Origin of the sequence: Devosia sp. 1635, assembly GCF_013185955.1 — a bacterium.
Taxonomy (GTDB): Bacteria; Pseudomonadota; Alphaproteobacteria; order Rhizobiales; family Devosiaceae; genus Devosia.
On record NZ_JABAOM010000001.1, the window covers coordinates 957,050 to 978,452 of the forward strand.

At 60.8% G+C, this 21,403-nt stretch carries 29 protein-coding genes and 2 tRNA genes; 14 read left to right on the forward strand and 17 right to left on the reverse strand.

Features of this window, described 5'->3' with window-relative positions:
• Nucleotides 1-33 precede the first annotated feature (33 nt).
• Entirely contained in the window at nucleotides 34-372 is a 339-nt protein-coding gene (locus HRU92_RS04845; protein ID WP_035079039.1) for a P-II family nitrogen regulator, read from the reverse strand.
• 292 nt (nucleotides 373-664) lie between these two features.
• On the opposite strand from HRU92_RS04845, the gene HRU92_RS04850 reads away from it, so the two are divergent.
• The 10 genes from HRU92_RS04850 (at nucleotide 665) to HRU92_RS04895 (ending at nucleotide 11,146) form a co-directional block, all read left to right on the forward strand.
• Nucleotides 665-749 (forward strand) — tRNA-Leu (locus HRU92_RS04850).
• A gap of 43 nt (nucleotides 750-792) precedes the next feature.
• Entirely contained in the window at nucleotides 793-2,172 is a 1,380-nt protein-coding gene (tig, locus tag HRU92_RS04855; RefSeq protein WP_173087617.1) for a trigger factor, read from the forward strand.
• 78 nt (nucleotides 2,173-2,250) lie between these two features.
• Complete coding sequence (locus HRU92_RS04860) at nucleotides 2,251-3,741, forward strand: NAD(P)H-hydrate epimerase (protein ID WP_172123182.1); 1,491 nt, start codon at nucleotides 2,251-2,253, stop codon at nucleotides 3,739-3,741.
• 64 nt (nucleotides 3,742-3,805) lie between these two features.
• Nucleotides 3,806-4,036 carry a hypothetical protein gene (locus tag HRU92_RS04865; protein WP_172123183.1) on the forward strand — a complete coding sequence of 77 codons (231 nt, stop codon included), beginning with the start codon at nucleotides 3,806-3,808 and terminating at the stop codon, nucleotides 4,034-4,036.
• Between the two features lie 246 nt (nucleotides 4,037-4,282).
• Nucleotides 4,283-4,909, forward strand: a complete 627-nt coding sequence (locus HRU92_RS04870; protein WP_127752968.1) for an ATP-dependent Clp protease proteolytic subunit — start codon at nucleotides 4,283-4,285, stop codon at nucleotides 4,907-4,909.
• 170 nt (nucleotides 4,910-5,079) lie between these two features.
• A complete protein-coding gene (gene clpX, locus HRU92_RS04875) occupies nucleotides 5,080-6,357 on the forward strand; it encodes an ATP-dependent Clp protease ATP-binding subunit ClpX (RefSeq protein WP_127752969.1) in 1,278 nt (425 codons plus the stop codon).
• A gap of 363 nt (nucleotides 6,358-6,720) precedes the next feature.
• Nucleotides 6,721-9,153 carry an endopeptidase La gene (lon, locus tag HRU92_RS04880; protein WP_172123184.1) on the forward strand — a complete coding sequence of 811 codons (2,433 nt, stop codon included), beginning with the start codon at nucleotides 6,721-6,723 and terminating at the stop codon, nucleotides 9,151-9,153.
• A 131-nt stretch (nucleotides 9,154-9,284) separates the two neighbouring features.
• Entirely contained in the window at nucleotides 9,285-10,472 is a 1,188-nt protein-coding gene (gene tet, locus HRU92_RS04885) for a Tet(A)/Tet(B)/Tet(C) family tetracycline efflux MFS transporter (RefSeq protein WP_173087619.1), read from the forward strand.
• 197 nt (nucleotides 10,473-10,669) lie between these two features.
• On the forward strand, nucleotides 10,670-10,948 hold the full coding sequence (locus tag HRU92_RS04890; protein ID WP_127752972.1) for an HU family DNA-binding protein: 279 nt from the start codon (nucleotides 10,670-10,672) through the stop codon (nucleotides 10,946-10,948).
• 122 nt (nucleotides 10,949-11,070) lie between these two features.
• A tRNA-Val gene (locus HRU92_RS04895) sits at nucleotides 11,071-11,146 on the forward strand.
• Between the two features lie 40 nt (nucleotides 11,147-11,186).
• Here the strand turns inward: HRU92_RS04895 and HRU92_RS04900 are convergent.
• Both HRU92_RS04900 and HRU92_RS04905 read right to left on the reverse strand, forming a co-directional pair.
• Nucleotides 11,187-12,281, reverse strand: coding sequence for a tyrosine-type recombinase/integrase (locus tag HRU92_RS04900; protein WP_173087621.1), 1,095 nt, complete (start codon nucleotides 12,279-12,281; stop codon nucleotides 11,187-11,189).
• On the reverse strand, nucleotides 12,272-12,592 hold the full coding sequence (locus HRU92_RS04905) for a hypothetical protein (RefSeq protein WP_248306955.1): 321 nt from the start codon (nucleotides 12,590-12,592) through the stop codon (nucleotides 12,272-12,274). The genes HRU92_RS04900 and HRU92_RS04905 overlap by 10 nt, the downstream gene beginning before the upstream one ends.
• On the opposite strand from HRU92_RS04905, the gene HRU92_RS04910 reads away from it, so the two are divergent.
• Entirely contained in the window at nucleotides 12,591-12,824 is a 234-nt protein-coding gene (locus tag HRU92_RS04910) for a hypothetical protein (protein WP_172123187.1), read from the forward strand. The genes HRU92_RS04905 and HRU92_RS04910 overlap by 2 nt on opposite strands.
• A gap of 5 nt (nucleotides 12,825-12,829) precedes the next feature.
• On the opposite strand, the gene HRU92_RS04915 is transcribed toward HRU92_RS04910, so the two are convergent.
• From HRU92_RS04915 to HRU92_RS04960, 10 genes are all read right to left on the reverse strand, one after another.
• Nucleotides 12,830-13,156, reverse strand: a complete 327-nt coding sequence (locus HRU92_RS04915) for a DUF4326 domain-containing protein (protein ID WP_173087623.1) — start codon at nucleotides 13,154-13,156, stop codon at nucleotides 12,830-12,832.
• Nucleotides 13,157-13,213: 57 nt separating this feature from the next.
• Complete coding sequence (locus HRU92_RS04920; protein ID WP_173087625.1) at nucleotides 13,214-13,618, reverse strand: MucR family transcriptional regulator; 405 nt, start codon at nucleotides 13,616-13,618, stop codon at nucleotides 13,214-13,216.
• Nucleotides 13,615-14,085 (reverse strand): nuclease domain-containing protein, encoded by a 471-nt coding sequence (locus HRU92_RS04925; protein WP_173087627.1) that lies wholly within the window; start codon nucleotides 14,083-14,085, stop codon nucleotides 13,615-13,617. Before HRU92_RS04925 ends, HRU92_RS04920 begins: the two co-directional genes overlap by 4 nt.
• The gene (locus HRU92_RS04930) at nucleotides 14,085-14,537 is read right to left on the reverse strand and encodes a recombination protein NinB (protein WP_173087629.1); all 453 of its coding nucleotides are present in this window, start codon (nucleotides 14,535-14,537) and stop codon (nucleotides 14,085-14,087) included. The genes HRU92_RS04925 and HRU92_RS04930 overlap by 1 nt, the downstream gene beginning before the upstream one ends.
• A complete protein-coding gene (locus HRU92_RS04935) occupies nucleotides 14,537-15,157 on the reverse strand; it encodes a hypothetical protein (RefSeq protein ID WP_173087631.1) in 621 nt (206 codons plus the stop codon). The genes HRU92_RS04930 and HRU92_RS04935 overlap by 1 nt, the downstream gene beginning before the upstream one ends.
• A complete protein-coding gene (locus tag HRU92_RS04940; protein WP_173087633.1) occupies nucleotides 15,157-16,092 on the reverse strand; it encodes an ATP-binding protein in 936 nt (311 codons plus the stop codon). Before HRU92_RS04940 ends, HRU92_RS04935 begins: the two co-directional genes overlap by 1 nt.
• 13 nt (nucleotides 16,093-16,105) lie before the next feature.
• Nucleotides 16,106-16,324, reverse strand: coding sequence for a hypothetical protein (locus HRU92_RS04945; RefSeq protein ID WP_173087635.1), 219 nt, complete (start codon nucleotides 16,322-16,324; stop codon nucleotides 16,106-16,108).
• The gene (locus HRU92_RS04950) at nucleotides 16,321-16,644 is read right to left on the reverse strand and encodes a hypothetical protein (RefSeq protein ID WP_173087637.1); all 324 of its coding nucleotides are present in this window, start codon (nucleotides 16,642-16,644) and stop codon (nucleotides 16,321-16,323) included. The genes HRU92_RS04945 and HRU92_RS04950 overlap by 4 nt, the downstream gene beginning before the upstream one ends.
• A 112-nt stretch (nucleotides 16,645-16,756) precedes the next feature.
• Nucleotides 16,757-17,203, reverse strand: a complete 447-nt coding sequence (locus tag HRU92_RS04955) for a hypothetical protein (RefSeq protein WP_173087639.1) — start codon at nucleotides 17,201-17,203, stop codon at nucleotides 16,757-16,759.
• Nucleotides 17,203-17,550: a hypothetical protein gene (locus tag HRU92_RS04960; RefSeq protein ID WP_173087641.1), complete on the reverse strand. Its 348-nt coding sequence runs from the start codon at nucleotides 17,548-17,550 to the stop codon at nucleotides 17,203-17,205. The genes HRU92_RS04955 and HRU92_RS04960 overlap by 1 nt, the downstream gene beginning before the upstream one ends.
• A gap of 389 nt (nucleotides 17,551-17,939) precedes the next feature.
• Between HRU92_RS04960 and HRU92_RS04965 the strand changes: the two genes are divergently transcribed.
• Nucleotides 17,940-18,701, forward strand: coding sequence for a DNA-processing protein DprA (locus HRU92_RS04965; protein WP_248306956.1), 762 nt, complete (start codon nucleotides 17,940-17,942; stop codon nucleotides 18,699-18,701).
• On the opposite strand, the gene HRU92_RS04970 is transcribed toward HRU92_RS04965, so the two are convergent.
• From HRU92_RS04970 to HRU92_RS20350, 3 genes are read right to left on the reverse strand one after another with little or no spacing between them, the layout of a single operon-like run.
• Nucleotides 18,681-19,238, reverse strand: coding sequence for a phosphoribosyltransferase (locus HRU92_RS04970; RefSeq protein WP_173087643.1), 558 nt, complete (start codon nucleotides 19,236-19,238; stop codon nucleotides 18,681-18,683). The genes HRU92_RS04965 and HRU92_RS04970 overlap by 21 nt on opposite strands.
• 1 nt (nucleotide 19,239) lies before the next feature.
• Nucleotides 19,240-19,491, reverse strand: coding sequence for a hypothetical protein (locus HRU92_RS04975; protein WP_173087645.1), 252 nt, complete (start codon nucleotides 19,489-19,491; stop codon nucleotides 19,240-19,242).
• Nucleotides 19,488-20,129: a hypothetical protein gene (locus HRU92_RS20350; protein ID WP_210259487.1), complete on the reverse strand. Its 642-nt coding sequence runs from the start codon at nucleotides 20,127-20,129 to the stop codon at nucleotides 19,488-19,490. Before HRU92_RS20350 ends, HRU92_RS04975 begins: the two co-directional genes overlap by 4 nt.
• A 92-nt stretch (nucleotides 20,130-20,221) precedes the next feature.
• On the opposite strand from HRU92_RS20350, the gene HRU92_RS04985 reads away from it, so the two are divergent.
• The gene (locus HRU92_RS04985) at nucleotides 20,222-20,470 is read left to right on the forward strand and encodes a hypothetical protein (RefSeq protein ID WP_173087647.1); all 249 of its coding nucleotides are present in this window, start codon (nucleotides 20,222-20,224) and stop codon (nucleotides 20,468-20,470) included.
• A 154-nt stretch (nucleotides 20,471-20,624) separates the two neighbouring features.
• On the opposite strand, the gene HRU92_RS04990 is transcribed toward HRU92_RS04985, so the two are convergent.
• A complete protein-coding gene (locus HRU92_RS04990) occupies nucleotides 20,625-20,843 on the reverse strand; it encodes a hypothetical protein (protein ID WP_173087649.1) in 219 nt (72 codons plus the stop codon).
• A 118-nt stretch (nucleotides 20,844-20,961) separates the two neighbouring features.
• On the opposite strand from HRU92_RS04990, the gene HRU92_RS04995 reads away from it, so the two are divergent.
• The gene (locus HRU92_RS04995) at nucleotides 20,962-21,402 is read left to right on the forward strand and encodes a hypothetical protein (RefSeq protein ID WP_173087651.1); all 441 of its coding nucleotides are present in this window, start codon (nucleotides 20,962-20,964) and stop codon (nucleotides 21,400-21,402) included.
• The last annotated feature ends 1 nt before the right edge of the window (nucleotide 21,403 follow it).

Below are 21,403 nucleotides of genomic sequence, written 5' to 3' on the forward strand. Positions count from 1 at the left end.
GATCGGATGTTGGTTGATGGTCTCGCGCGCTGCTTAAAGCGCGTCGTCGCCAAATTCGCCGGTGCGGATGCGGATGGCCTGCTCGATGGAATAGACAAAGATCTTGCCATCGCCGATGCGCCCGGTTTGTGCTGCATTGCGGATCGCTTCGATTGCCTTCTCGGCCAGCTCGTCGGGGCACACGACCTCGACTTTGACCTTGGGCAGAAAGTCCACCACATATTCGGCGCCGCGATAGAGTTCGGTGTGACCCTTCTGGCGCCCAAAGCCTTTGGCTTCGGTCACCGTGATGCCTTGCAGGCCGACTTCCTGCAGGGCCTCTTTGACCTCGTCCAGCTTGAACGGCTTTACGATGGCCTCGATCTTTTTCACGTGTGCCTCCACTTGCTACGATAGGCTGGTACCGCCTCACAGTATGCATGACCCGTGCCAACCCAAAGGGAAAGCCCAAAACGTAAGCTTTTGCCGTCCTTTGCGGCGAAACCTATGGGGAAAGCGGACGAGAAGGGTCGGGATATGAGCAGTGTTCATGCTCCATGCACAAAAAGTGGGCAGGCGACAGGTTCGCAAGAGGGCGAGCCGAGCCCGCAACGGCCGCAATCAAGCTTTGACTGCCGTTTCATCTTAGGCTAGACCCTCGCGCAACCCGGCCAGCGGGACTTTAGCGGGTGTGGCGGAACTGGCAGACGCACTGGATTTAGGTTCCAGCGCCGCAAGGCGTGGAGGTTCGACCCCTCTCACCCGCACCATATACTCTCTGGCCCAAACCAATCAAAACGGGATGAAGACCGAATGCAGGTTACCGAAACCCTCAATGAGGGCCTGAAGCGCAAGTTGAGCGTGACCATTCCAGCCCAGGACCTGGTGACGCGCCTTGATGCCAAGCTCGAAGAGCTCAAGGGCCAGGCCAACATCAAGGGCTTCCGTCCCGGCAAGGTGCCAATGTCTCACCTGCGCAAGATGTATGGCCGCTCGGCCATGTCTGAAGTGATGACCGACGCCATCAACACCACCGTGTCCGATGCGCTCGAAGAGCGCTCCGAGCGTGCGGCTGCCCAGCCCAAGGTTGACCTGCCCGACGATCAGGCCGTGATCAACGACGTGCTCGACGGCAAGGCCGACCTGGCGTTTGAAGTTGAATACGAGATCCTGCCCCCGGTTGAGCTGTCTGACCTCAATGGCATCAAGCTGGTCAAGCCAGTGGTCGAGATCACCGAAGAAGAGCTCGACGCCGAGGTCAACCGCGTCTTTGCCCAGAACCGCGGCTACACCGACAAGGGCGACGACGCCGTTGTGGAAAATGGCGACCGGCTGGGACTGAGCTTTGTCGGCAAGATTGACGGCGAACCCTTTGAAGGGGGTACGTCCGACCACGCCCATCTTACCGTTGGCGCTGGCGAATTCATCCCCGGCTTTGAAGAGCAGCTCATCGGCTTCAAGAAGAACGAGACCCGCGAGATCGAGGTCACCTTCCCTGAGGATTACCAGAGCGCCGAACTGGCCGGCAAGAAGGCGACCTTCGAGGTCACCGTGCTGCATATCGATGGCCCCAACACCGGCGAGCTGGATGACGAGTTCGCCAAGCGCCTCGGCCTCGAGAATGTTGCCGCACTGCGTGACGCTGTGAAGTCGCAGATGCAGTCCGCGCTGGAATCGATGAGCCGTCAGCACGTCAAGCGCCAGATCCTGGATGCCCTGGACGAAGGCCACAAGTTCGACGTTCCTGCCCAGCTGGTTGATGCCGAATTCAACACGATCTGGAACCGCGTCGTGCACGAAATCGAGCACCACGGTCGGTCCTTCGAAGACGAAGGCACCACGGAAGAAGCCGCGCGCGAGCAGTATCGCACGATCGCCGAGCGTCGCGTGCGCCTTGGGCTGGTTGTCGCCGAAATCGGCAACAAGAACGAAGTCAATGTCACCGACGAAGAGCACCAGCAGGCGCTGATTGCCGAAGTGCGTCGCTTCCCCGGCCAGGAACAGCAGGTCTACGACTACTACCGCAAGAACCCGCAGGCACTGGCCGGTCTTCGTGCTCCCGTGTTCGAGAACAAGGTCGTTGACTATGTCATGGGCCTGGCCGAGCAGACCGAGCAGACCATGACCCGCGCCGAACTGGCCAAGCTGATCCAGGCCGACGAGGACGATGTCCCCGAAGAGCACCATCACTAAGGGCGCAGCCCTTCACCAGAGCCGCCCTTCGGGGCGGCTTTTTTGTCAGCCTGTCCACCAGCCCGCATGAGCCGCACCATGACCAGCGCCCACCCCGATGTTTTGCTTACACCGCGGCAAATGGGCGAGGCCGACCGAACCGCCGCCGAAGCGGGGATCAAGACGCTGCGGCTGATGGAAGCTGCAGGGCAGGCGGTGGCTGACGCAATCGTCGAGCGCTACTACCAGCGCTCGGTGCTGGTGTTGTGCGGCCCCGGTAATAATGGTGGCGATGGTTTTGTGGTCGCGCGGCTGCTCAAGCAGCGCGGCTGGCCGGTGCAGTTGCGCCTTCTGGGCGAGCGCGAAGCCTTGCGGGGCGATGCGGCGCAAATGGCGGCGCAATGGACCGGCCGCATCGAGCGGCCCTCGCCAAGCGACATTTCGGAAGCCGACCTCATCGTGGATGCGGTGCTCGGCGCCGGGCTTGATCGCGATGTGGCCGGCGAACTGCATAGCCTCTTTGAAATCGTCAACGGCAGCGGGTTGCCGGTGGTGAGCATCGACATTCCGAGTGGAGTTGACGGTGCGACGGGCGCCGTGCGCGGCATCGCCATCAAGGCGCAAACGACGGTGACCTTTTTCCGGCTCAAGCCGGGTCACCTGCTGCTGCCCGGACGAGCGCTTTGCGGCGAGGCGGTGCTGGGCGATATCGGCATCCCCGAGGCTGTGCTGGGGCCCATCGCTGCGCAGACCTGGAAGAATGGTCCAACGCTTTGGTCGCTGCCGGTGGATGAGCCGGCGGGCAACAAATATCACCGCGGCCATTGCGTGGTGGTGTCGGGCGAGCCGCTGCAAACCGGGGCTTCGCGCCTAGCAGCGCTGGGGGCCTTCCGTGCCGGGGCGGGGCTGGTGTCGCTGACCGGTACGCCCGAGGCGCTGGCGGTGCATGCGGCGCATGTCACCGCCATCATGCTCAAGCCGGCCGCGGACCCGCAGGCATTGGCGCAATTATTGGAGGACAAGCGGATCAATGCCGTGGTGGCGGGGCCAGCAGCAGGGGTGGGCCCAACAACTGCGGACAATGTGCTGGCCGTGCTCGCCTCGGGCGCTGCGGCAGTGCTGGATGCCGATGCGTTGACCAGTTTTGCCGATGAACCCGAGCGACTGTTTGCGGCAGTGCGGGCCAATCCGGAGCGGGCAGTGGTGGTAACACCGCACGAAGGTGAGTTCGAGCGCCTGTTTGGGCAATTGGCTGGTGGGAAGCTCGAGCGGGCGCGAGTTGCTGCGGCACAATCAGGCGCTGTCGTCGTGCTCAAGGGCAGCGATACGGTGGTGGCGGCGCCGGATGGGCGGGCTGTGATCAATGCCAATGCACCAAGCTGGCTCGGAACCGCGGGCTCAGGCGATGTGCTGGCGGGGATGATTGCTGGTCTGATGGGGCAGGGCATGCCCGGTTGGGAAGCGGCGGCGGCCGGCGTGTGGTTGCACGCTGAAGCTGCCAACCACTTTGGTGGCCCCGGCATGCTGAGCGAAGACCTGCCGGGGCTGCTTCCGGGGGTGCTGCGCGCACTGAGCGCACCGGCTGGCTGAGCTTGGCCCTTGCGCGGGCGGGAAAATTCGCTAACGCATGCGCCAACACTAAAGGAAGGCCAAGATGAGCGATTTGACCCTCAGCCAAGCCATGGACAATGTTTACGCCTCGCTGCGCGCCAACAACGAGGATATTGATCTTCACATTGCCGCGCTCAAGGGCGCGCTGGAGCGCGAGGGATTAAAGGCCGCGACCTTCGAGCCCGCCAAGTTGGCGCAGAACAATCGCCAGGGCCGCAAGACCATGCAGGCCTATTTCCGCAAGCGCGGTGTGGCGGTGGAATTCGCCTCCTGACGAGCCCGCAATTTACCTTGGATGCGTTGTGCGTTGCTCCACTATTGAACCGCGCCCCAATGCCGCCTATCTCTGGCCTTACCGCGCGTACATGCGGCATGGTCTGCAATCGGCTGTCGCGCTGATTCGAGTTTCAATGGCACGGTCTCCGGACCCTGGATGTCCGGTTTTCGGACGCGGACCGTGTTTCAACCAAGAGGGCTGACCGGTTTTCCACGCGATCCGGAACAGCAAAGGGGCATCTTAATGCAAGATCCACACGATCTTTATATGAACACGCTTGTTCCCATGGTGGTGGAGCAATCCAACCGCGGCGAACGCGCCTTCGATATCTACTCGCGCCTGCTGCGCGAGCGTATCATCTTCGTGACCGGCGTGGTCGAAGACAACATGGCGAGCCTGATCGTCGCACAGTTGCTGTTTCTGGAATCGGAAAACCCGAAAAAGGAAATCGCGCTTTACATCAACTCGCCCGGTGGCGTGGTGACGGCTGGTTTGAGCATCTATGACACCATGCAGTTCATCCGCCCGGCCGTTGCCACCATGGTGATGGGGCAGGCGGCATCCATGGGTTCGCTTCTGCTTGCTGCCGGCGAAGCGGGTATGCGCACTTCGCTGCCCAATTCACGCGTCATGGTCCACCAGCCTTCCGGCGGCTTCCAGGGCCAGGTGACGGACATCCTGATCCATGCCAAGGAAGTTGAAGGCCTCAAGCGCCGCCTCAACCAGATCTACGAAAAGCACACTGGCCGTACCTATGAGGAAATCGAGCACGCCCTTGAGCGCGACCGGTTCCTGTCACCCGAAGAAGCCAAGACCTTTGGCCTGATCGACAGCGTTCTGGAAAAGCGCGCTGTTCCGGACGCGGTTTGATCCCCGCTGTCCACACCAATGAGCATGCGCCCGCAACTGTGACTTGCGTTCAATTGCACCCAGCCGGATCGGCCTTTAAGGTCGGTTCGGCTTAGACTTTCTTTAGGCTCGAGCGTTACCGTCACCGATAACGCTTATTTTGGGGGTGTTCCGCCCCCGGGAGTGACTGGATGTCCAAAGAGACAACGAACGGCGAAACCTCAAAGAACACGCTTTATTGCTCGTTCTGCGGGAAATCCCAGCACGAGGTTCGCAAGCTGATTGCCGGTCCGACCGTGTTCATCTGCGATGAATGCGTCGAGCTGTGCATGGACATCATCCGCGAAGAGAACAAGACCTCCATGGTCAAGTCCTCCGATGGCGTGCCGACCCCTGCCGATATCTGCAAGGTGCTCGACGACTATGTCATCGGCCAGTTCCGCGCCAAGCGCGTGCTCTCCGTGGCTGTCCACAACCACTATAAGCGTCTGCATCACGCGAGCAAAAATCAGGATGTCGAGCTTTCCAAGAGCAACATCCTGCTGATCGGCCCGACTGGTTCGGGCAAGACCCTGCTCGCGCAGACCTTGGCCCGCATCCTTGATGTGCCCTTCACCATGGCCGACGCTACCACACTGACCGAAGCGGGTTATGTGGGCGAGGACGTGGAGAACATCATCCTCAAGCTGCTGCAGTCCGCCGACTACAACGTCGAGAAGGCCCAGCGCGGCATCGTTTATATCGATGAAGTCGACAAGATCTCGCGCAAGTCCGACAACCCCTCGATCACCCGTGACGTTTCGGGCGAGGGCGTGCAGCAGGCCCTGCTCAAGATCATGGAAGGCACCGTCGCCTCTGTACCGCCCCAGGGTGGTCGCAAGCACCCGCAGCAGGAATTCCTGCAGGTAGACACGACCAATATCCTGTTCATCTGCGGCGGCGCCTTTGCGGGTCTGGAAAAGATCATCTCGGCACGTGGCGAAGGCTCGGGCATCGGCTTTTCGGCCACGGTCAAGGATCCCAATGACCGTCGCGTTGGGCAGGTGCTTGCCGATGTTGCCCCAGAGGATCTGGTGCGCTTTGGCTTGATCCCGGAATTCATCGGCCGTCTGCCGGTTCTGGCGACGCTGGAAGACCTCGACATCGCCGCGCTGATCGAAATCCTGACCGCGCCCAAGAACGCCCTCGTGCGTCAGTATCAGCGCCTGTTCCAGATGGAAGACGTGGAACTGACCTTCCATGAGGATGCGCTCAAGGCGATTGCCGAGAAAGCCATCGAGCGCAAGACCGGTGCTCGCGGCCTCCGCTCGATCATGGAAGCGATCCTCCTGGACACCATGTACGATCTGCCTTCGCTTGAAGGCGTTGAGGAAGTGGTGATCAGCGAGGAAGTGGTGCGGGGCAAGGATGTTCGTCCGCTCTACATCTATTCCGATCGCAAGAAGGAAGACATGCCCGCCGGGGCCTAACACCGGCGCGATACAAGATCGAAACGCCGGGCTTTGTGCCCGGCGTTTTCGTTTGCGGCTCCTTGCCGTGCCCTAGGCAAGCAGCCGTCCGTGGTTAACAAAAACGTAACCCCCATGGCATTGAACTGCAGATAACCCGAGCCAATATAGGTGTCATGGATAGGGGGCGCGCTGGCACCGGTAACGCCGATGGCGAGGGACACCCCAGCTCTTTTTCAAGGCTCTCGCGCCGAAAAGAATAGCTTGTGGCGTGCCAGCACAAACCTATTTATTAATGAGATTCAGCCCAGCATCCTCTTGGGCTGTCTGCAATGGGTGCGCTACCCATCACCCCACCTCGGCGCGCCCTCGAAAGGAATTAAGATGACGGACGTCAATCCCGCCGCTGGCGACACCAGCCGTGACCGGGTTTACCCAGTCCTCCCCTTGCGCGACATCGTCGTATTCCCCGGCATGATCGTGCCGCTGTTCGTGGGCCGCGAGAAGTCGGTCAAGGCTCTCGAAGAGGTCATGCGCGACGACAAGCACATTCTTGTTGTGACCCAGAAGAATGCCCAGGACGATGATCCGGCCCCTGACCAGATCTATGCCACTGGCACCATCGCGACCGTTTTGCAGTTGCTCAAGCTTCCCGATGGCACCGTCAAGGTGTTGGTTGAAGGCCTGAGCCGCGCCACGATCGACCGCTATCTCCAGACCGTCGACTATTTCGAGGCCGAGGCATCGATCCTGCCTGAGCCCGAGGAAGATGCGACTGAAGTTGAGGCACTGGCTCGTTCGGCCCAGACCGAGTTCGAGAACTATGTGAAGCTCAACAAGAAGATCTCGGCCGAGGTCGTGGCCGCTGTTGGCCAGATCGAGAGCCATTCCAAGCTCGCCGACACCATTGCCAGCCATCTCGTGATCAAGATCAACGAGAAGGAAGACCTGCTGTCGACGGTTTCCGTTTCCGAGCGCTTCCAGAAGATTCTTGGCCTGATGGAAGGCGAGATCGGTGTTCTGCAGGTGGAAAAGCGCATCCGGTCCCGCGTCAAGCGGCAGATGGAGAAGACCCAGCGCGAGTACTATCTCAACGAGCAGATGAAGGCGATCCAGAAGGAACTGGGGGATGGCGAGGAAGGCTCGAACGAAATTGCCGAACTTGAGGACCGGATCAGCAAGACCAAGCTGAGCAAGGAAGCTCGCGCCAAGGCTGACGCCGAGGTCAAGAAGCTCAAGGCCATGAGCCCGATGTCGGCCGAAGCCACCGTGGTCCGGAACTATCTCGACACCCTGCTCGGCCTGCCTTGGGGCAAGAAGAGCAAGGTCAAGCGCGATCTGGTTCTGGCCGAAAAGGTACTGGACGAGGATCACTATGGCCTTGACAAGGTCAAAGAACGTATCCTCGAGTACCTGGCAGTTCAGGGCCGTACCGGTTCGCTCAAGGGCCCGATCCTGTGCCTTGTTGGTCCTCCGGGTGTGGGCAAGACCTCGCTCGGCAAGTCCATTGCGAAGGCGACCGGACGTGAGTTCGTGCGCATGGCTTTGGGTGGTGTTCGGGACGAAGCCGAAATTCGCGGCCATCGCCGCACCTATATCGGCTCCATGCCTGGCAAGGTGATCCAGTCGCTCAAGAAGGTCGGCAAATCCAACCCACTCTTCCTGCTCGACGAGATCGACAAGATGGGCCAGGACTTCCGTGGCGATCCGTCCTCGGCACTGCTGGAAGTGCTCGATCCCGAGCAGAACCACACCTTTGCCGATCACTACCTCGAGGTCGATTACGACCTTTCGGACGTGATGTTCGTGACCACCTCGAACACCTTGAACATCCCCGGGCCATTGATGGACCGCATGGAGATCATTCGCCTGTCGGGTTACACCGAACAGGAGAAGCACGCGATCGCCAAGCAGCACCTGATCCCCGAGACCCTCAAGGAAAACGGGCTGGCCCATGGCGAGTTCGAACTCTCCGACGAGATGCTGACCGCCTTGATCCAGCGCTACACTCGCGAAGCGGGCGTGCGCAACCTCAAGCGTGAAATCAGCAAGCTGATGCGCAAGGCCGTGGCCGAGATCGTCAAGACCAAGGTCAAGAAGATCGTAATCGACGAGGAAAAGCTCACCCAGTATCTGGGCGCCGATATCTTCAAGCATGGCGAGATTGAAGCCGAGCCACAGGTTGGCCTCGTGACGGGTCTGGCCTGGACGTCGGTGGGTGGCGAACTGCTGACCATTGAAGGCGTGATGACGCCGGGCAAGGGCCGCATGACCGTTACCGGCAACATCAAGGAAGTGATGAAGGAGTCGCTGACGGCGGCAACCGCCTATGTCCGCTCCCGCTCGATCGAATTCGGCATCAAGCCGCCGATGTTCGATACCAGAGACATTCACGTCCACCTGCCTGAAGGGGCAACCCCCAAGGATGGTCCGTCCGCTGGTATCGGCCTCGCGACAGCCATCGTTTCGGTGATGACCGGCATTCCGGTGCGCAATGATGTCGCCATGACCGGCGAGATCACGCTGCGGGGCAGGGTGCTGCCCATCGGTGGCCTCAAGGAAAAGCTCCTGGCGGCGCTGCGTGGCGGCATCAAGACGGTGCTGATCCCCGAGGAGAATGTCAGGGATCTCGCCGAGATCCCAGATATCGTCAAGGAAGGCATGGAAATCGTGCCAGTCTCGCGGATGGATCAGGTGATCGCCCGCGCCCTGGTACGCAAGCCCGAGGCTATTGAGTGGAACTTCGAGGATACGGTTCCGGCCGTGTCGACCACGGTTGAAGCCGCTGACGAGGGCCTCACTGGCGGCCTGCACTAAGCTCTGGTGCAAGAGTAAACAAGGCGGCGGTCTCCATCGGGGGCCGCCGCATTTTTTTGGCTGCTGACAGGCATTGTCATGCGTTTGGGATGTACTAGGCTGCCCGCCGCCGTGCCCCCGGAACCTGCCGCATGAACAAACCCCTGGTCGTGATCCTTTCAGCAGTGACGCCGGACGCCATCGGCATCGGGCTGATTGCGCCTATCCTGCCCAGCTTGCTGCGCGAGGTGGCCCATCAGGGCGATGTGACGCTGCTCTACGGGCTGCTGATCGCCCTTTATGCGACCATGCAGTTTATCTGTTCGCCCATTCTCGGCGTGCTCAGCGACCGCTTCGGGCGCCGCCCGGTGTTGATCCTGTCGCTGTGCGGCGCGGCGCTCGATTACGTGCTGATGGCCTTGGCGCCCAACCTGCTGTTCCTGGTGGTCGGGCGGGCGATCGCCGGCATCACCGCGGCCAACATGGCGGTGGCTTCGGCCTATATCACCGACATATCTCCCGAAGATCAGCGCGCGCGGCGCTTTGGCTATTTCCATGCCATGTGGGGAATCGGCTTTATCGTCGGGCCGGTGCTGGGCGGCGTATTGGGGGAATATTGGCTGCGGGCGCCATTCATCGCCGCGGCTGTCCTTAACGCACTCAATTGTGCGCTGGCCTTCTTCGTGCTGCCCGAATCGCACCATGTGCGTGGCACGGCCCGGTTCAGCTGGACTACGCTGAACCCGTTCCTGCCGCTAGGCTGGGCGCTGAGCTTTCGCGCGCTAATCCCGCTGATCGCCATTCTGATGATCATGATGTTTGTCGGTCAGATGTACGGCGTCGTTTGGGTGTTGTTCGGCGAAGATCAGTTCAGCTGGAGCCCGCTCACCATCGGGCTGTCGCTGGCCGCCTTTGGCGTCTTCCATGCCGGCGCCCAGGCGTTTCTCACCGGCCCAGTGGTGACACGGTTTGGCGAACGCGCATCGCTGCTGATCGGCTTTTCGGCCGAAGTGTTCTGCCTCGTTGTGCTCGCCTTTGCCAGCCAAGGCTGGGTGATGTTCGCCCTGATGCCGCTGTTTGCCGTGGGCGGCGTCGGCATGCCCGCCCTGCAGTCGCTGATCACGCGCCAGGTGGATGCCGAGCGGCAGGGCCAGTTGCAGGGCGTTCTGGCCAGTCTGGTCAGTTTGACCTCGGTGTTCGGGCCACTGTTTTTCAGCCTCGCCTATGCCGGGGTCCGGGGGGAGTGGCCCGGGGGAATCTGGCTGATCGGAGCCGTGATCTATTGTTTGGCGCTGCCGCTCATGTTCGGGCTGCGCAAGCTGGCTCCTGCGGGGGCGTAACCGGGCGATTCTGGGGATTTTTCCCTCGGAAAAGCGCGGTGGAAGTCTTGCCCACCCTGATTTTCCCGTTCATTAACAGCTTGAGCGCGTCAGTCAGGAAAAGCCCCGGCTGCCTTGCGTCCTGGGCGGAATCGCCCAAGGGTGCCGCCATTTCCATGCTCGCCGGCAACGGCGGCCATTCTCTGTGAGGAAACGCTATGAACAAAAACGATTTGGTTGGCGTCGTTGCTGACAAGGCCACGATTACCAAGGCACAGGCTGCCGAGGCCGTGGATGCAGTGTTCGAAGCCATTGCCGAGTCCCTCAAGGCTGGAGACGAAGTTCGTCTCGTGGGTTTTGGTACCTTTGCCGTCTCGCGCCGCAAGGCATCCACCGGCCGCAACCCTGCGACCGGCGCCGAGATCAGCATTCCAGAGTCCAACCAGGCCAAGTTCAAGCCGGGCAAGGGTCTCAAGGACGCACTGAACCCCGCCTGAGCCTGAAAACTTCTTGGGGCTCCGCCTGGGTTTCGCGGCGGGGCCTTTTTCTTTGGGGATTTGCGGTTGACGCGCCCGGTCGCGCACCCTAATCAATGCCCTGCACCGGCCAAACGGCCTGTGGGCGATTAGCTCAGTTGGTAGAGCGCCTCGTTTACACCGAGGATGTCGGCGGTTCGAGTCCGTCATCGCCCACCAATCCCTTTATCTATCAAGGGGTTAGAACGCTATTTTTTCTTCAGTTAGAACGTGGCAAGCGATCGATGGCCTTTTGGGCCAGCTTCTTCTGGTCGGCAGATCGAGTGTAACGCTCGACTTCTTCGATGGTCTTGTGACCCGAGATGGCCATGATTTCCTTGGTCGTGCAGCCTGATTCTGCGAGACGGCGACATGCCGCTTTGCGGAGGCCATGGGCATTGTAGCCTTTAGGCAACCCCGCGTCGCGGCATCGGTCCCCGAACCAATTTCCGAAGGATGTTGGTTGGAAGGGTTTGCCGATTTCGGAGAGAAGGAATGCGGGAATATCGACGGTGACAGCGTCGAGGATCGGTGCCAGGTCCGCGTGTATAGGGATGTCGAGGTAGGCGCCGGTTTTTTGTTGGCGCACCGAGATCATGCCGTTGCGAATGTGTTGCCGCCCCATTCGGACGACGTCGCTGCGCCGCTGGGCGGTGAAAAGGAGAAGGGCGAGGGCTAACCGAGGCTTTGAGCCGATTGGCCAGTGCCGTTCGAACTGCTCGATATGGGTTTCCTCCCAAACCAAGAAGCCTTCACCGTTCCCGACGCGCAATGGCTTCACACCCGTGGTCGGATCGTCGTTGCGCAACTCCTCCTCGATGGCGACTTTGACAAGCAGCTTGATGGTGCGGAGCCGCTTATTGGCAGCGCCTGGCATGTCGGCTTTCTCGGCCACTAGCGCTTTGACACCGCGCCGGTCGAGCATGGCCATGGCCTTGGGTCCGTGCGGGTTGCCGTTCTTATCCTTCTCGCGACGGAACTTGTCGATCTCGTTGCGGTAGGTCGCTTGGGTGATCGGGGCGAGAGTTCTGAACTCGGCGGAAGCGTAGTAGCGAAGGGCAACGTCATCGACGCTGCCGGGGATGATCTTGTGCCCCCGCGCCACAGCCTTGCTCGGCCTGTTGGCCTCAGCTGCATCCAGGCACGATTGATAGGCTGCCATGAACTCCCTTGAGCCTGGTAGCCCCGGCAGGGCAGTGCCAGGTTCGCCCCGCCTGTTGAAGTAGTGGCGGCGCGTTCCCAAACGGTCGGTGTAGCTCTTGATATAGGGTAGGTTGATGGTACTCACGACCTTGCCCTCCGACTTCAGTGCCAAGGGTTATCATCCTTGTTGTCTTCCCCTTCGATTGGCAAGGCTCGGAAGGCGGCATCGATGTCGTCCACATCCCAGATCCGGCGACCATCTATTATTCTCGGCCTGGGCATCCGTCCGTCTCTCACCAGAGACGAGAACTTGGTTGCACCGAGGCCGACATACAGCGCCGCTTCGGCTTCACCGAGCCCGCGCCGTATTGTGAGGCGGGTTGCTACAACCGACTTAGCGGCGCTCATAGGAATGAACTCCCTTGTGTTCATATTTCCCAGCCCCTTGACCGTCCAAGGTCCGATGAGCACGATCACGACCATGGAAAGAACTAAAGCTAACGAGCGTATCGTCCTGTCCCGTCACACGCTTACGCGGTATCGGCGCATGATCGAAGCAGGGAGCCGGCCACTGGGCGGCGAGGCAATGATCCGCGAGGAGCTCGGCGTTCTGGACGAGATCGCTGCTAACTTCCCCGACATGGAGGACAAGCTGGCTTCGCTGTCCCGAGGATGGAGCGGTCTTCTTTCCAAGCTGGAGATGCAGTTGAACTAGCAAGCTCATAGCGCCGGCGCCTTGTTTGCTAACTCTAGCAGTACATCTGCATGGCACGGGCCATCGAGCGGGCACCAGCACGCCAGGTTCTTGCCCCTAAGCGGAGAGAGGTCGGCAGGGTAACCGGCGGCGGCGCGCAGCTCTGCATCTTCCATCATCTGGCGGAAGAACCCGACGGCGCCTTCGCGGTCATCTGCCTTGCGGCCGCAAGGTCCTGCAGCGCCGACCGGGAAGGGGTTGCCCCACTTGCCCGGTCTGGCCACGCTTACGGTGTCGGCGGGCATCTTCCAGCCCTTCTTGCGCGAAAGCTGCACGCGAACCGGCTTGCTCATCACGTCATCTCCAAGCGGCATGGCGCTCCTCCATAGCTTTGCTGAACTGCCCGATGGCTAGGCCGCCTTCTCGAGAGGACGTAGCCCCAAGCCGCTGTTCTTCGCCAGTTGCGAGCGCTTGGCAGAGTAGTTCGGTGCGACCATGGGATAGTCACCGGGCAAGCCCCACTTTGCGCGGTATTCCTCCGGCGTCATGTTGAACTTGGTCTGCAGGTGGCGCTTGAGCGACTTGAACTTCTTCCCGTCCTCAAGGCAGATCAGGTGGTCGTGCGTGATCGACTTTTCGATCGGCACTGCAGGCACTGCGGGCGCTGCTGGCTCAACCACCACGGTAGTGTCGAGGCTGTTGAGCTTGTCGTAGACGCTCTGCAGGATGGCAGGCACCATGTCTGCCTGCACTTGGTTGTTTGCGAGGTAGCTGGAGACGATTTGGGCGGTGAGTTCTTGGGCGGTGGCGGTCATGTGACGGGCTCGCTCTTGCGATTCATGGGGCGGGTTTGAAGCTTGCGGCCGGTCGGCCACTCGCGATGAATGGGGATGGCGGTGCGGTCCTTCGTTGTCTTGCGCGGCCCGGCTGATCGCTTCCGGCGTGGCTTGAACAGCTCCGCGGGCTTCGGCACCAGACCGCGCTCCACGCGGTTCCTGAGCGTCTCCTGCAGACCGCGTATTATGTGCTCGAGCAGCACGGTGCGGCTGATCCTGCCGACCCAACCGTGGTCGAGGAAAGCATGGCACCAAAAGCACCCATCAATGATCGCGATGTCATCTGCCTTGCGGGCCATGCCGAATCCGACATCGTGCACATGGCAGGCCACCGTTGTTTCGGTGCCACCCCGGCACACGCCAACAAAGCGCAGCTTGCAGGTTTCACCCTTGGCGCCGTCCAGGTATTTGGGCGAGCGAATCGGCTCCAGACGGAAGTTCTCCATCAGGCGCGCTCCTCGTAAGCCTCGATGGGCGGAGCAGGGCGTGTGTCCTTCGGCTTAGGCTCGCTCCATTCCACGCCTTGCTGGTCTCCAAAGGCGCGAATGATCGTCAGAAGATCACGCATCTCCTCGTTGGTTAGTTCGGATGAGGATGTGCCGCTGACATTGACGAAGCCGGTTTGATCCGTGTTCGGCACCAGCTTCATCTGGTCGCGGTGCTCGCGGCGGAGTGCATCGAGCATGACCAGTTTCCATTCTTCGGCGTCGAGCTGCAGTCCGTTCCAGACCAGTAGACGCGCGAGGTCGCCGAGCATGGCCCACATGGCTGCATTGGCGTCATTGCTGCGCTTTGGCCCCTTGATCTCGACGCGGCTGCCCGGCTTCGAGCCGCGGATCAGCTCGACCGCACGGTCATAGAGCCGATCGTTCGCGAGAGTGATGATCTGGCGCGGCATCAGGCGGCCACCTCTGAAAACCGTTCAGGCAAATGGATGTCAGCGAAGTCCACGAAAGCTGCCAGCGCCCGTTCCACATCGGCCGCCATGCCGGGGTAGCGATGCATCTTGAGCTTGTGCAGCGAGCGCACCTTCCAGACGCGCTCCTGGTTGGCGATCTCGGCGCCCTCGAAAATGTTCCAGCGGAACATGTCGGCCTCGAACACCTCAAGATAAATCCGCCACTGGTAGCTGCTGAGGAACCGCTCCGGGTCGTATGAGCTGGTCAGCTTGTGGTCATCGATGCGACGCCCGTAGATGCCGTCCACCTTGCCAACAAGCGTCACCAGCACATTGCCAACGCGATAGTCGCGGGTGGCTTTCGTCTCGCGTAGCGGGGGCAGGTCGAGCTCGTCTTCCAGTTCGATGTTGAAGACGTGGCCTTCGGCCTCTAGCCGGGCCGCAGAGCCTTCGCCGCAGTTCTCCAGCGCCTTGTGAAAGGCGGTGCCGGCAAGCATTGCAGCCGTCGGAGGTGTCTGCCGACGCATCTGCGCGAGGAAGGTGTCGAGATCGCCGTCCTCATCGTTGAGGTAGTAGCGCAGCGCATCGATGTCGGTGGCTGAGACGCGAAGGGCTTCCATCAGGCCGCCTCTTCCTGCGGCTCGCTTGAGGGCTGCTGTTCAGCTTCCTTGGCCCCGTACTGCCCGCTGGCCTTGTCATAGGCCAGACCCAGCTCGGTGGCTCGACCGTGCAGAAGCGTCTTGCACGCGCGGCCTGCAGCGGAGGCCCGCTCGATCAGATCGTTGATACCAGCCGCATCGGCGACCTTGGGCAGGTTGCCCCGGAACCAGTCCTGTTCCGCTGCAGCCGCCTTCTGCTCTTCGGAGAGGCTGTTGAGCTTGTCCTTGGTGGCCTGAACCACCCATGCCAGGAATGTGGCGAATTCGGCGCTCTCATGGTGCGGCACCAGCAGAGGCTCCAGTTGCCCGGGGTTCTTGCCGAAGGCGGCGTCGGCCGGCGAGAACTTCAGCATGCGCTTGCCGTTCTCCATCACCAGCCGGCCCATAGCATCGGCCGCCTTGTAAATCTCGCCCTTGGAGCCGCCCTGAACGTCCAGGCGCTCGATCACGTCGTCGCCGTTCCGCTGTTCGTCCATATGGGCGATCAGCACCACGTCCTTGCCGAAGCTGTTCATTAGCTTGAGGAAACCAATGAACCGGGTCTTGAGGGTGCCGTAGCCGGGCAGGGTGAGGGCACCGTTCTTGTGCCCTTTCGGGTCCGTCTTGATGATGTCCGCCGTGATGGCATCGAGTGCTCGACCGGCGGTGTCGATGATGATGGTCTTATAGGGCGCGAGGTCTTCGGCAGTGATCGCGGTCACGTCTGCCCAAGAGGAAACCCGCACCACGTCCTTGCGGTTGGCGGCACGGTGCGAGCCATTGTCGAAGTCGAGAAGCAGTGGAGCTTCTGCCGTGAAGGCCAGGCTGGATTTCCCAAGTCCAGGAGGGCCATACACAACAACGTTCAAGCGTTCGACGTGGATCGGGTCGGTGGACTTTGTGATCTTCAGTGCCATGGGGTTCTCCCGTTCAGGCGTGTTGCAAAGCGCGGCGCTGATACCAGCGGGCGTCGGTGAGGCAGCGGTCGGCTTCGGCCGCGTTCTTGATGGCGCTGTCGGTTCGCCCGCGCTGGAGATCTTCCTGCGCCCACGCACGGTACTTGCCGCTCAGCTGGTGAAGGGTCGAGGCCAGGCGCTTGAAGCGATCGCTCTCGTCCACGGCAGGCGTGATGGGGAGCATGGCGTTCACGCGGCTCTCCCGATCTGCATGTCGGCCTGGATGGCTTCGGTCCACTCGCCGAGCTTGGCCGCGACCGCCAGCAACTCGTCGCGCATGCCCAGGTCGACAGTTTCCACGATCACCGCACGGCGGGCGTAAACATGCTTGGCTTCCTCGAGGATGGAGAGGCGTTCGGCATCATCAGCAGCCGCCCGTAGACGGGCAAAGATAACCGCCAGCGGATAGTCCCAGTCGCCCACCCCGATGCCGCCGCATGGCGGTTCTGTGGGGCTGCAGTGCAGCATTCCTGATTGGGCGAGGCGCAAGGCGCCGAGGAAAGACAGAACCATCAGAACAATCCCATGATGGCGCTCGGCGGCACAACCATGTGGCCGCCGGCAACGGTGTACAGGAAGGCGAGGAGGCCGAGGAATTGGACGGGGAAGAGCAAGGCCGTGCGGATCATGCTGCGACCACCCGTGCACCTTCCACGACTAGCCGGGCGGCATCATCGATGGGGTCGGCGAAGTGGTTCATGGCATTCGCCAGCTCGACCAACCGAACTTTGGCGTCGGCCAGGATCGGCGCGGGGTCGCCGCCCGATATCCGCGCGCCTTTGGCGCAGCACAGCGTCTCGTGGAGCTTGCGTGACTGGCTGATGGCCAGCTGAAGATCAAACGACCGGCCGCTCCGCATCGGACGACTGGGCGCGACCTGGTTTAGGTGCCAATCGTCAACGGCTTCGATGCACTCAAAGATGGTCTGAACATCACCGGTGACGGGGAAGGCGAAGCGGTCGAAGTCCTGGTGGGTCCAACTCCATCCATCCATTCCTTCCTGGATGATGAAGTCCCGGTAGAGGATCATCTGCTGCGTGGTGTTCACGCGAACGGTTGCCATGGTGCCCATCACAGACCGATCCCGCGGTAGTGGGTGGAATGCTGGCTGGTGAAATGGGGGATCGCCTCGCTCTCGTCGCGGCGCTCACGGACATCGTTGCCGACATAGCGCTCGAAGGCTTCCGGTGCGTTGTCGTAGACGTCTGCGTTCTCGAGCCAGTCCTGAGCCAGGTCGGCGGTGATGTCGCGCATCGAGCCTTCGCCCGGCATGCAGTGCCACACGGTCGTGCCGGCATAGCTGCGCTCGAGTGTGTTTCGAGCCTTATCGAGGCTGGTGAATGTCTGGTGGTCTTCGCCGTCGATGAGGGTCCAGTATTCGGACTGGATGATCTCTGAGGGCTTTAGGTGCTTGTTCACTTCGCTCTCCATCGGATGCGGTGATCGCTTCGATGGAGCTATATTTGCGCTTATCGCGAATGCTGGTCAACAGAAAGATCGCGAATTGCGCAAATAATGTTTGACGAGCACCTTTCCTGCGCGTACACACGCGGTTATGGAGTAAGATGTCGTGGTAGGGGCGATACCTCAGCAAGAACCAAACTATCGGTTCTAGCCGCCGCACAAGTGGAGCCGCGCCTAAGCGGCGCTCCACTGAACTCAGTGGTAGATCACCCTGAGCTCAGTGCTTGGTGAGATATCTGGATAGGGCAGTGGGCGCGAGGCGCGAACGAAACTGGCGTTAGACTCGTTCATGTGCGAGAATCGGCTTAGGTTCACGAGAAAGATGCCGTCGCCAGAGGCACCAGATGTTCCACATGCCCAGCACAGACGATCAAACGCCGGCTCGCTCTACTGCGGAACGCAGACCGAAGTACCGCGCCCCAAACAATCCGCAGACCATCGGCCTGACCGAGCTGCTGGATTTTTGCAACCGTCCGGTCGCTGACGCTCGCTCCGACCTGTTTCGCAAGGTCGGCGAGGCGGAGCCGATCATCTATTGGGCGGGAAACCTTGAACTGCTTCGCAAGCCTTCGGTGTCGGTGATCGGCGCCAGGGATGTCTCAGATGAAGGCGTTCGACGTGCCGGCAAGATAGCTCGCTTCATGGCTGCCTCTGGCGTTGTGGTGACCAGTGGTCTTGCGAAAGGCGTCGATGCGGCGGCGCACAGAGGGGCGTTAGCGGAAGGTGGCAATACTGTCGCGGTCATCGGCACGCCGCTTAACAAGGCGTATCCGGCCGAGAACACTGCTCTGCAGGAAGAGATATGGCTTGAGCATCTGCTGGTGTCGCAATTCGCGCCTGGGCAAAAAACATGGCCTTCAGACTTCCCGAAGCGCAACAGACTGATGGCTCAGCTCACTGACGCCAGCATCATTGTCGAGGCTTCCGATACGTCTGGAACTCTCCATCAAGCGGCCGAGTGCGTGAGGCTTGGCCGGTGGTTGTTTATCATGAAGTCGGTTGTCGAGAACCCACGCCTGACGTGGCCGGCGAAATTCCTCAAAGAGGAAAGGGTGCGTGTGCTCCAGTCGCCGGACGACGTGCTTTCAGTTCTTAGTGCGACCTAGCGCAACGCAGACTACCTCTTTGGCGCCTGCATCAAGCAGTTTCTGGCGGCATGCCACTAGGGAGTTGCCAGACGTAAGCACGTCATCAAGCAGGAGCACGGTGCCTCCTGCGAACTGGTCTGAGTTTTCGGCACACAAGCTGTCAAGGTGCACTTTCAGCGAGCGATCGCCTCCGCCGGCAAGCTTGTCGATTTTATAGGTGCGCCGAAGAAACGCTCGACCATCAACTACTCTAAGCTTGGAGGCCACCTGCTTAGCGAGTAAGCGAACTCCAGTGTTGATGCCCTTTTCTGGGTCATGGGACGGTACAGCGGTAACCCCGATGTATTCCCTTTTGATTTCTCCAAGCAGCAGTTCTTCGAACCTCTTAAGGCTCGCTGCCTTGGATTCTTTGAGATCGAGAATGCGGCCGCTGTAGCTGGGATAGTTGGAGCCATCTCCTCCACCTGCCTTGTGCCAAGACCATGGAAGATAGTCGCCGAGATAAAAGATCAGCGCGTCCCGGTCAGCATGGTGGTCGAACTTCGTGGCTGACATTTCACTCCATCTCCGGGACTTCGCCCTCTTGGAACAGAACCACCGGATCGCCGAACTCGCCATTTGTCAGATCGGCCGAACGCCACCAGGCGAGAGCGCCAGCATACTTGCCTGAGGCCCAGAGCAGCCGTGCCTGCTGCTTCGCTGCGCCTTCCGACTGCGCCTCACGCGGCTCAAACGCCGGCTGCAGCTCGCCCTCTTCGTCGCGGACAAACGCGAGATAGACGATGAGCTTGGTAGGAAGGGTGTTCATCTTGGCACCATGCTTTTCACCTTGGCAGCCCATGCAATTGGCACGTCAAAGATCGGATCTTCGGCGTTTGAGAGGAGGTCGTAGAGCCCAGGGGTCTTGGACTTGCTGTTCCTGACCTTCTTCACCAGCACCCGATCGTCGGGCAGACCGACAACACAGAGCTGGTTGATTAGGTCGGAAGTGATCGGCGACCGAATCTCGTCGTAGTGGACCAGCCAGCGGGCGAACAAAGGGCCCAAGCTTTCACCGCGGATTTCCACTGCAACAGTCTCCGGTCCTGCGTTTTCGGGCGCGGGAACTCGATCGAGCTCCCCGTCGCTTAGGGCGTAAAAGTGGGCCTCTGCACCAGCGCCGACGTAGCCAACGACGGGAACGGTCTTTTCACTGTCGACATGGTGATCGAGCCACTGCGTCATCCCCTCGAAGCCAGGCGGCAGGCTATCGAAGAACCGGGCCGCTTTCTCGATCATGTCGAGGGGGATTTCTTGGCGCTTCTTGGGATCGTCAGTCTCGAGGTTGCGCATACGACTGATCTGGGTGGGAGTGTATCCCGTAGCGTCAGCGAGCGCCTTCTTGGCGCCGTGTGGGGCGGTCTTCTCGTGGAACCAGCGCTTTAGCGCAATCTGTGGATCGCTCATGGAGCTATCTTCTCGATAAGCGCGAAAGTTTCTATCGCGCAGATCGCGAAGATAGCTTGACGATTATTCGCGATTAACGCAAACATGTGCTTATGAGCGACCGTAACCTCGAACCAGCATATTCGGTGATTGCCAAAGCCGGCGGCGTCGATGCCGTCGCAGCCATAACCGGCAAGCATGTTTCCCGGATCTATCGGTGGACGTATCCGCGCGCCAAGGGCGGCACCGGTGGGGTCGTACCTCACGACGATGCCACCAAGATCCTGAAGCACGCAGCTGACGCCCGGCTGAACATTACCGCTCGTGATTTCTTCTCTCTGGAGTCGGAGTCTGCGGCATGACTAGGCGCGCCCATCTCTCGCCTGGTCAGACTTGCCGCGCGTGCTGGTTTCTAGCCGGCCTCGCAGCCTCAGCGTCTGTTGTCGCTGTCGCTTACAGGATCGGCCTGTCTATTGCCCAAGTGGCGGCAGGTCTTTGATGGCCTGGGCACACCCTTCAATTCGTCACAACGATCTTCAGCAAACCGGCGCTGGCATTTGCCCGCTCCGCCGTTTTGCTCAAAGCCGTGTTGTTCCACACGAGCTTGAGCGGGGTCGGTCTTTTAGCCGATCCCGCATCATCTCTCGGCATTTCGACAGTTCCCGCCGTCTCCATGCCCACGCCCAGACCGTCCAGCAGTTCGTCCAAGATCTCGCTGATCGGTCGCATATCCATCTGTGTGCCCTTTCCCTGTCCCCGTCCTTCACTGGCCCAATCAATGCCAGCGAACGAGGACAAGGACTTGGAAACTCACTCCGAGAACGTGGATTTTTCCTCCAAGGACCGAGGCGCCATGAGTGACGCCCATTACGCTTCCGAACTTATCCAAGACGCTTTCCCCACCGGTGCCGGCCGCAAGGCCCAGGCAGCGATCGGGGAAGCTTTCGAGGCGCTCCGGCGTCTTGAGCGCTCGCTGCCAGCTGAGGTGCTGCGGAACCGGCAGCGCTCATGGACCGAGCGCCGCGTCAAAGCGATCTGGTTTCGCGAAGCCCGCCGCATCGACCACTACGAAATTCAAGACCTGACGGCCATCGCCGTAGAGGAGGCCCGGATTGAAAGACAAAGGCTCAAAGCCCGCGAGCTCCGGTTGGAGGCGTTTCTTGCCGCTCACCAAGAGGGCGCGAATAGCGCTGAGCGTGAGCAGAAAGGGCGGGGAACTGGCGGACTGGATCTGCCCGGAAATGGCGGAGCCTTCGCCGCCGAAGACGAAGATCAAACCCACTGGGGAATGTGAC

Coding starts and splice junctions, on each gene's coding strand:
- HRU92_RS04965 (WP_248306956.1), top strand. CDS start 17,940: ATGTTCCACATGCCCAGCACAGACGATCAAACGCCGGCTCGCTCTACT.
- HRU92_RS04970 (WP_173087643.1), bottom strand. CDS start 19,238: ATGTCAGCCACGAAGTTCGACCACCATGCTGACCGGGACGCGCTGATC.
- HRU92_RS04930 (WP_173087629.1), bottom strand. CDS start 14,537: ATGCCGCGCCAGATCATCACTCTCGCGAACGATCGGCTCTATGACCGT.
- HRU92_RS04870 (WP_127752968.1), top strand. CDS start 4,283: ATGCAAGATCCACACGATCTTTATATGAACACGCTTGTTCCCATGGTG.
- HRU92_RS04920 (WP_173087625.1), bottom strand. CDS start 13,618: ATGACCGCCACCGCCCAAGAACTCACCGCCCAAATCGTCTCCAGCTAC.
- HRU92_RS04860 (WP_172123182.1), top strand. CDS start 2,251: ATGACCAGCGCCCACCCCGATGTTTTGCTTACACCGCGGCAAATGGGC.
- HRU92_RS04940 (WP_173087633.1), bottom strand. CDS start 16,092: ATGGCACTGAAGATCACAAAGTCCACCGACCCGATCCACGTCGAACGC.
- HRU92_RS04890 (WP_127752972.1), top strand. CDS start 10,670: ATGAACAAAAACGATTTGGTTGGCGTCGTTGCTGACAAGGCCACGATT.
- HRU92_RS04915 (WP_173087623.1), bottom strand. CDS start 13,156: ATGAGCAAGCCGGTTCGCGTGCAGCTTTCGCGCAAGAAGGGCTGGAAG.
- tet (WP_173087619.1), top strand. CDS start 9,285: ATGAACAAACCCCTGGTCGTGATCCTTTCAGCAGTGACGCCGGACGCC.
- lon (WP_172123184.1), top strand. CDS start 6,721: ATGACGGACGTCAATCCCGCCGCTGGCGACACCAGCCGTGACCGGGTT.
- HRU92_RS04950 (WP_173087637.1), bottom strand. CDS start 16,644: ATGGTTCTGTCTTTCCTCGGCGCCTTGCGCCTCGCCCAATCAGGAATG.
- HRU92_RS04910 (WP_172123187.1), top strand. CDS start 12,591: ATGGAAAGAACTAAAGCTAACGAGCGTATCGTCCTGTCCCGTCACACG.
- HRU92_RS20350 (WP_210259487.1), bottom strand. CDS start 20,129: ATGAGCGATCCACAGATTGCGCTAAAGCGCTGGTTCCACGAGAAGACC.
- HRU92_RS04905 (WP_248306955.1), bottom strand. CDS start 12,592: ATGGTCGTGATCGTGCTCATCGGACCTTGGACGGTCAAGGGGCTGGGA.
- HRU92_RS04985 (WP_173087647.1), top strand. CDS start 20,222: ATGAGCGACCGTAACCTCGAACCAGCATATTCGGTGATTGCCAAAGCC.
- HRU92_RS04990 (WP_173087649.1), bottom strand. CDS start 20,843: ATGGATATGCGACCGATCAGCGAGATCTTGGACGAACTGCTGGACGGT.
- HRU92_RS04975 (WP_173087645.1), bottom strand. CDS start 19,491: ATGAACACCCTTCCTACCAAGCTCATCGTCTATCTCGCGTTTGTCCGC.
- HRU92_RS04865 (WP_172123183.1), top strand. CDS start 3,806: ATGAGCGATTTGACCCTCAGCCAAGCCATGGACAATGTTTACGCCTCG.
- tig (WP_173087617.1), top strand. CDS start 793: ATGCAGGTTACCGAAACCCTCAATGAGGGCCTGAAGCGCAAGTTGAGC.
- HRU92_RS04935 (WP_173087631.1), bottom strand. CDS start 15,157: ATGGAAGCCCTTCGCGTCTCAGCCACCGACATCGATGCGCTGCGCTAC.
- HRU92_RS04955 (WP_173087639.1), bottom strand. CDS start 17,203: ATGGGCACCATGGCAACCGTTCGCGTGAACACCACGCAGCAGATGATC.
- clpX (WP_127752969.1), top strand. CDS start 5,080: ATGTCCAAAGAGACAACGAACGGCGAAACCTCAAAGAACACGCTTTAT.
- HRU92_RS04995 (WP_173087651.1), top strand. CDS start 20,962: ATGAGTGACGCCCATTACGCTTCCGAACTTATCCAAGACGCTTTCCCC.
- HRU92_RS04925 (WP_173087627.1), bottom strand. CDS start 14,085: ATGGAGAACTTCCGTCTGGAGCCGATTCGCTCGCCCAAATACCTGGAC.